The 3,864-nt window shown below is 67.5% G+C and carries 3 protein-coding genes; 1 reads left to right on the top strand and 2 read right to left on the bottom strand.

From position 1 onward, the window contains the following. Positions 1–46: 46 nt before the first annotated feature. A complete protein-coding gene (locus DD1DGNOD_RS14270; RefSeq protein WP_430827806.1) occupies positions 47–991 on the top strand; it encodes a DUF2637 domain-containing protein in 945 nt (314 codons plus the stop codon). A gap of 148 nt (positions 992–1,139) precedes the next feature. On the opposite strand, the gene DD1DGNOD_RS14265 is transcribed toward DD1DGNOD_RS14270, so the two are convergent. Both DD1DGNOD_RS14265 and DD1DGNOD_RS14260 read right to left on the bottom strand, forming a co-directional pair. Continuing rightward, positions 1,140–1,496, bottom strand: coding sequence for a four-helix bundle copper-binding protein (locus tag DD1DGNOD_RS14265; protein WP_206443171.1), 357 nt, complete (start codon positions 1,494–1,496; stop codon positions 1,140–1,142). 305 nt (positions 1,497–1,801) lie between these two features. Continuing rightward, the gene (locus DD1DGNOD_RS14260; protein WP_131766870.1) at positions 1,802–3,190 is read right to left on the bottom strand and encodes a metal-dependent hydrolase family protein; all 1,389 of its coding nucleotides are present in this window, start codon (positions 3,188–3,190) and stop codon (positions 1,802–1,804) included. Positions 3,191–3,864 lie beyond the last annotated feature (674 nt).

The raw sequence follows: 3,864 nt of genomic DNA, 5'->3' as shown, positions 1-3,864 counted from the left end.
AGGCGGAACCGGGCCAGGCGGAACCGGGCCACGGGCTGAGCGGGCCATCCAGGCGACCACCATCGTCGCGGTGGTCGCGGTCGCGGCGGTGGCCGCTTTCGTCTCCTACCGGCATATGCGGGGAGTAGCCCTCGAGCAGGGAGAAGATCGTATCGCCGCGACGGTCATCCCGTTCAGCGTCGACGGCTTGATCGTTGCCGCGTCCATGACGATGCTGCGTGACCGGCGCGCCGGGCGACCCCGCTCCTGGCTGTCCTACACGCTGCTGACGTTGGGCGCGTGCGCGTCATTGGCGGCGAACGTCATGCACGCCGAGGCCACTCTGGCTGCCCGGATCATCGCCGGCTGGCCGCCGCTGGCGCTGCTCGGTTCCTACGAGCTGCTCATGCGCCAGATCCACACCAGCCACCGCACGACGGGCGGCCGGCAGGCCGGAGGCGTCGCGATCACGGTTCCGGCTCAGCGCGGCGAACAGCCGGCGGCATCATCGGCCGTCTCCGCGTTACCGGCGGCGCCGGCGGCCGGGTCGGTTCCTCCGGGCCCCACCGGTCCGGTCAGCAGCGACACCGTCAGCAGCGATCCGGTCGACAGTGATCCGGCCAATGGTCCGATCGACAGCGGCCCAGCCGGCACGATCGGCACGGTCGACAACGATACGACCGACACGGTTGACAACGGCGTCCACACGGACACACGGACGGACATCAAAGCGCTCGAAGACGGTGTGCGCCCCAACGAGGCCGGCCCGATATCCGAGGTGTCCGCGTCACTTCCTGCCACGCTGACTCCACTGGATGCAGCCGGAAAACGGGACGCCATCGTCCGTGCACTCGAACAGACCGGAGGCGCCGCCACCGAGGCCGTTGCCCTGCTGGCCGCGCAGGGGGTGAAAGTCAGCAGGAGCTGGGTTTATCAAGTCCGAAAAGATACCCACCACGGCGACGTCGACACCGCCGCGCCCGTGTTGGTGTCCGTCACAAAATCCGGCTGACCGGTACGCCGGCCGGGACGGGCGAAGATGACGAACGAGGATGACGTGATCGGGCCCGAACAGGTTTTTCTGTCGGGTCCGGGCGCCATGGGTTCCCGGGCCCGACAGCCTCGCCCTCTCCGAGCAGGCGAAGGGCGCGGACTCAGGCTCAGACCGTGGCGCCAGCCATCGTCTGGCAGGAGGCGGCGCACGCACGGCACGCTTCTGCCAGCTTCATCATCTGGGCGTCGCCGGGCATCTTCATGGCCATCTCCGCGCACATGGTACATATACGTGCGCACATGCCGCACATTTCCCGATGCATCGACGACATGCGACACATCATGTCCGCGCAGACCTTGGTGACGGCCGCGCAGTCCATCAGGACACGCATGTTCGCCGCGTCCATCATCGTCCCCGGCATGTCCATGCAGTAGGCAATCGTCTCCTCGCACATGGTCGAGCAGGACATGCAGTTGTCGATCGCTTTACGCATTTCGTTACTGATCGTCTCGGCGTGCTGCACGATGACCCTCCTGACAGCCACGCGGCGCGGACCGCCGCATCCGGTGATCCCTCTCGAACCGCTCGCGTGGAATGTTCCACGAGGGGTTCGGACCAACGATAGGCCCTATACGGCGAACGCGCATCAGCATCGCGACGGACAGCGCGCCACGGGCCCATTTCCAGGCTATTCACGAAACGAGGAGAGAAGTAAAATCGACGTATTCGCGAGTTTTGTGAAGTTCTTTTCCTGTTCTCGATTCACTGGCGGGTGCGGTGCCGGCAGCGGTTAGGTCGGTGCCGGCACCAGTTAGTTAGCAGGTCGGGTCAGGGTGCCGCGGGATTCGCTGCGGGCAGGTCGCCGGCGGGGTCGCATACCAGAGACGGCCGAACAGCATCGCGTATCTGCGCGGTCATAGCCGCGGGCAGGCGAGTATGCGGTACGACGGGAACACCGCCGAGAAAGACCCCGGTCACCGAATCGGGACGTTCGAACAGCGACAGGTCACCCGGATCCTCGTCGAGCAGGATGGCGTCGAATTCATAGCGTGGGGCAATACGACCGACACTTTCCGAGATACCGCACAGCCGTGCGCCGTTGGCTGTCGCCGCGAGCAGGGCATCGGATACCGACAGTCCGTCACGGTGCAACCGGGTGATCTCGGCGAGGTTGGTGCCGTGGCGGTCACGGTGACGGCAGTCGCTGCCAAGGGCGATCCTGACCCCGGCGTCACGGGCCACGGCGATCGTGTCGGCCAGCATGGCCTGGGTCGCGTGAGCGCGGTCGGCGGCCCACTGGGGCAGGTGGCCGGTGTCGGCCAGGTGCCCCAGTTCGTGGTAGGGCGACAGGGTGGGGACGAGCGTGACGCCGTGCTGAGTCATCAGGGCGGCTTCGCGTTCCGTGAGGCCGATCCCGTGCTCGATCGAGCGGACGCCGGCCGACACCGCCGCACCGACGGCGGACGCCCCCAGCGCGTGCGCCATGACCCCGCGTCCGAAGGCGGCTGCCTCCGAGACCACCACAGCAAGCTCAGAAGCGGTGAACTCCGGCAGCGGCTCACCCGGCCGGACCGACATGATGCCGCCACTGGCAAAGATGTTGACCCAGTCGGCGCCCGCGCGCAGAACCGCGCGGACAGCTGCGCGCATGCCGTCCGGCTCCTGGACGACATGCTGGGGCCGTCCGGGATAGTCCAGTGCCGTGACGGCCGCCGGCGCCTCCAGACCGGGGCCGAGCAGGGCCCCGTCGCCGTGACCTTCCGACCGGGTCAGCCCGACCACCGAGACCGCCAGCCGTGGCCCGGGAATGTGCCCGGCGATCAGTGAGTCACGCACACCCGCGTCCGCCCCCCCGGCGTCCCGGACGTATGTCACCCCGGCGGCCAGCGTGCGGTGCAGCATCGACGCCGTCTGGAAGAAGCGCTCCGACAGCGGCGTCGTCATCAGCTCCAGCGGATCATACGTGCAGAGCGTGACGTGAGAATGGCAGTCGATGACGCCGGGCATCAGCCACAGCCCGTGTGCGTCGACATCGACCGCGGTGGCGTCCAGGGGAAGGTGCGGACGGACATCGGTGATCCGCCGACTTCGTACCGCGACATCCACCGGGCCGCCGAAGTAACCGTGTTCGTCGAGCGCGTGCACACCCCGCAGGACAAAGCCGTTGGACAAGGGGGTGCCGCGCCGCGTCGGAATACCGGTGCTGGTGATCGTCATCGTGCCGTTCCTGCCGATACAGTCCGGCGTCCACCGGTCAGTAGATCAGTGCCCTGGGCACGGGGACGCCATGGAGATCACGTAGGGTATGCGGAGTACTGCGCTTGGCCCGCTCGTCCGGGGCCGCGCGCCGAATCACCGGTTCTACTGACGAAGAGGTGTCGGACGGACCGCCCGGCGACTGCGATATCCGAGCGAGTACTCAGATCACGGTCAACAGGCCGTGGTCGACACGCGGCATGTGTCGATATACCGGCGGACGGTGAAGTTGCGGGCCTGCGCAACATGGCCGGCCGCAACACCCGCCGCTGGCTCCAACCTGGCGCTACGCACCCATACCTCCATTGTCGGCACCCGTGAGTGTGCCGTTATCGGCCGAACCCCCCGGCCTGGTTATTACGCAACCCCCACCCGGGTGCCCCCAGCCGACGGCGGTGTCTGCCGGTGAGCGGATGCTGTAGCCGGCACTTCCAGCCTGCTCATGAACGTAACTGACCGTCATTGGCAGGGTCAAGCGTCGGCGATACGAAGTCGTCCGAATATCAGGCGTTCCGACGGCGGTCATCCGGATGTCACGGCGGCGGACGCCGGGCCCGCCGGGTGAGCGGACGCCGGGCCCGCCGATGCCGCCATGCCTGTCGACACGGAGCCTGTCGACACGGAGCCTGTCGACA

It is taken from the genome of Candidatus Protofrankia californiensis (genome assembly GCF_900634765.1).
GTDB lineage: Bacteria > Actinomycetota > Actinomycetes > Frankiales > Frankiaceae > Protofrankia > Protofrankia californiensis.
This window is presented reverse-complemented; position numbering and strand designations above follow the sequence as displayed.

Coding starts and splice junctions, on each gene's coding strand:
- DD1DGNOD_RS14260 (WP_131766870.1), bottom strand. CDS start 3,190: ATGACGATCACCAGCACCGGTATTCCGACGCGGCGCGGCACCCCCTTG.